The 2,581-nt window shown below is 72.2% G+C and carries 2 protein-coding genes and 1 pseudogene; 2 read left to right on the forward strand and 1 reads right to left on the reverse strand.

Features of this window, described 5'->3' with window-relative positions:
• Positions 1 to 354: pseudogene (locus ACZ53N_RS37040) on the forward strand (amino acid permease); the annotation flags it as partial.
• A gap of 93 nt (positions 355 to 447) precedes the next feature.
• On the forward strand, positions 448 to 1,038 hold the full coding sequence (locus ACZ53N_RS37045; RefSeq protein WP_469145094.1) for a YIP1 family protein: 591 nt from the start codon (positions 448 to 450) through the stop codon (positions 1,036 to 1,038).
• Between the two features lie 173 nt (positions 1,039 to 1,211).
• Here ACZ53N_RS37045 and ACZ53N_RS37050 read toward each other — a convergent pair whose 3' ends face one another.
• On the reverse strand, positions 1,212 to 2,435 hold the full coding sequence (locus ACZ53N_RS37050) for a cytochrome P450 family protein (protein ID WP_469145095.1): 1,224 nt from the start codon (positions 2,433 to 2,435) through the stop codon (positions 1,212 to 1,214).
• Positions 2,436 to 2,581 lie beyond the last annotated feature (146 nt).

Consider the following 2,581-nt stretch of genomic DNA (forward strand, 5'->3'; position numbering starts at 1 on the left):
ATGGTGATCGTGCAGGCACTGGCCCAGATCGCCGCCGTGACCGTGCTGCGCCGCCGCCAGCCGACGCTGCGCCGCCCGTACCGCATGTGGCTCTATCCGCTGCCGAGCATCGTCGCGCTGGTCGGCTGGCTGGTGATCTACGGCTACGCGGACCGGAACTCCCCCGGCCGGCACCCCATCGAATGGTCGCTGGCCTGGGTCGCGGCGGGCTGTGCGGCCTTCGTGCTGTGGGCGCGCTACGAGAAGGTGTGGCCGTTCGGACCACGGGAGATCAACGAGGAGTACCTACGGGACGCCGACCCGGACACCGACCCCGACAGCGACCCGGGCCCGAAGGCACCGGTGGCGCTCTGACCCCCGCGCACCGGCCCGCGCACCGCTCCCCCGTCCGGCCCGGCCGCCGCCTGGACACCGGCGGCCGGGCCGAACGGTGATAAAACGGCACCCATGCCTGTGACCACCGCTGCTTCCCCGTCCACCACCGCCCCACGGCGCAAGCTCTACTGGCACCGCCTCATATTCGGGCTCTGGTACCGCCCCGTCGAAGTGCTCGACGAGGCGCGGGACCGGAGCGTCTGGGGGGCTGCCGCGTTTCTGTGCCTGCTGTGCGGAGCTCTCGGAACGCTGGCCAAGGACTCGTTCTGGGGGCAGTGGCAGGTCGACCGCACGCTCGCACTGGAGGCCATGGGCATCGCCGCGGTCGTGGTGCTCTTCGCGAGCCTGCTGCTGGGGGTCGTCACCCACGCCATCGCGCGGCGCCTCGGCGGCAACGGCAAGTTCGGGCCGACCGTCGGGCTGTTCGTCGTCCTGTTCTGGGCGACCGATCTGCCACGGCTGCTCCTCGACACCTGGCTGGCGGGTGACACCGTCCCGGTACGGGCCGCCGCCTGGATCACCTCGGCCTTCGGCTACGCGCTCGCGGCGCTGCTGATCCGCGGCCAGCACCATCTGCCCACCCACAAGGCGGTGGCGGCGGTGAGCATCCAGATGCTGGCGGCCGTGGCCCTGCTCAAATTCCCCTACGGGAGCGGCGGCTGAGGCCGGCCCCGGTGCCGCGCTCGTCCCGTACCGGGCCCCTTCCGATACCGCATTGGCCCCCGGGAAGTCGAAGGCCCGCCCGGTGCGACGGGGGATGCACACCGGGCGGGCTCGAGGACAGTTCTACCTCATCAAGGATGGGTTATGCACCAAAAACTTGTTCGGCTTGTCGATTACCAGCGAACGGGGAGCGAAATCAGGCCACGCGCGCGAACCGTCGGACGCCACCTCAGTTCCTCGCGCGGCACATCGAGCGCAAGCCCCGGAAAGCGCTCCAGCAGCACGGCCAGCGCGGTCTCGGTCTCCATCCGAGCCAGCGGCGCGCCCAGGCAGTAGTGGATTCCATGACCCAGCGTGAGCTGCCCGGACCGGTCCCGTCGCAGGTCAAGACGGTCGGGGTCGGAGAATTGCCGGGGGTCGCGGTTGGCGGAGGCCAGTGAGAGCAACACGGTCTCACCGGCCGGCACGACCACCCCGCCGATTTCGACGTCCTCCAGCGGAAAGCGCCGGATCGCCAGCGGAGCGGGCCCTTCCCAGCGTCCCAGCTCCTCCACGGCCCTTCCGAGACCGTCCGGATTCTTTCGTAGCTCGCGCAGCTGTTCGGGATGGTCGAGCAGGGCCAGGACGGCGTTGGCGATGAGATGGACGGTGTTCTCGTAGCCGGCGAAGAGGATGAGGAACGCCAGGGACGTCAGTTCGTCCTCGGAGAGCCGATCCCCGTCGGCACCGCTCTCCTCGTCCCGGGCCGCGATCAGGTCGGAGAGCAGATCGTCGGCGGGGTCGGCGCGCTTGCTCGCGATGAGCCCGGCGAAGAAGCGCATCATGCTGCCGACGGCCTGCTTGGCCAGTTCCGGCCGAGCGTGGTCCGGGGTGATCAGGGCGTCGGTCCAGGCCCGGAAGTCGTGCCGGTCCTCCTTCGGGATGCCCAGCAGATCACAGATGACGGTGATGGGCAGCGGGCCGGCGTAGGCGGCGAGCAGATCCGCGCGCCCGTCGGCCTCGACGGCGTCGAGGAGTTCCCCGGCGAGCGCGCGCACCGGCGCGCGGAGCTTGTCGACCCGGCCGGTGGTGAACGCCTTCACCACCAGGCGGCGCACCCGGGTGTGGTCGGGCGGGTCCATGTTGAGCAGGTTGGCGTCCAGCGCCGGGGGCAGCGCGAAGCCGCTGTAGTTACCGGGCAGGGCGTTGCGCTTGTCCAGCGAGAACCGGGGGTCGGCGAGGGCCCGGCGCACGTCGTCGTAGCGGGTCACCAGCCAGGCGGGCCGGCCGTCGTGGCCGGTGATCCGGTGGGCGGGAGCCGCCTCGCGCAGCTCGGCGTTGGCGCCGTGCGGGTCGGAGATCAGCCGGGTGGTGACATCGGTGGGCGCGGGGGCACCGGGCGGGGCGGAGTTCTGCATGGCATCCGACTCTAGAGGGGAGCGTCCTGGTACCGGGGTGGTGAGGCGCACCGGCGGGGGGGGGGGGGGGGGGGGGGGGGGGGGGGGGGGGGGGGGGGGGGGGGGGGGGGGGGGGGGGGGGGGGGGGGGGGGGGGGGGGGGGGGGG

Source organism: Streptomyces sp. NPDC033229 (genome assembly GCF_055576875.1).

What these genes read in the sequence shown, in the direction of transcription:
- ACZ53N_RS37045 (WP_469145094.1), top strand. Translation starts at nt 448, where the DNA reads ATGCCTGTGACCACCGCTGCTTCCCCGTCCACCACCGCCCCACGGCGC.
- ACZ53N_RS37050 (WP_469145095.1), bottom strand. Translation starts at nt 2,435, where the DNA reads ATGCAGAACTCCGCCCCGCCCGGTGCCCCCGCGCCCACCGATGTCACC.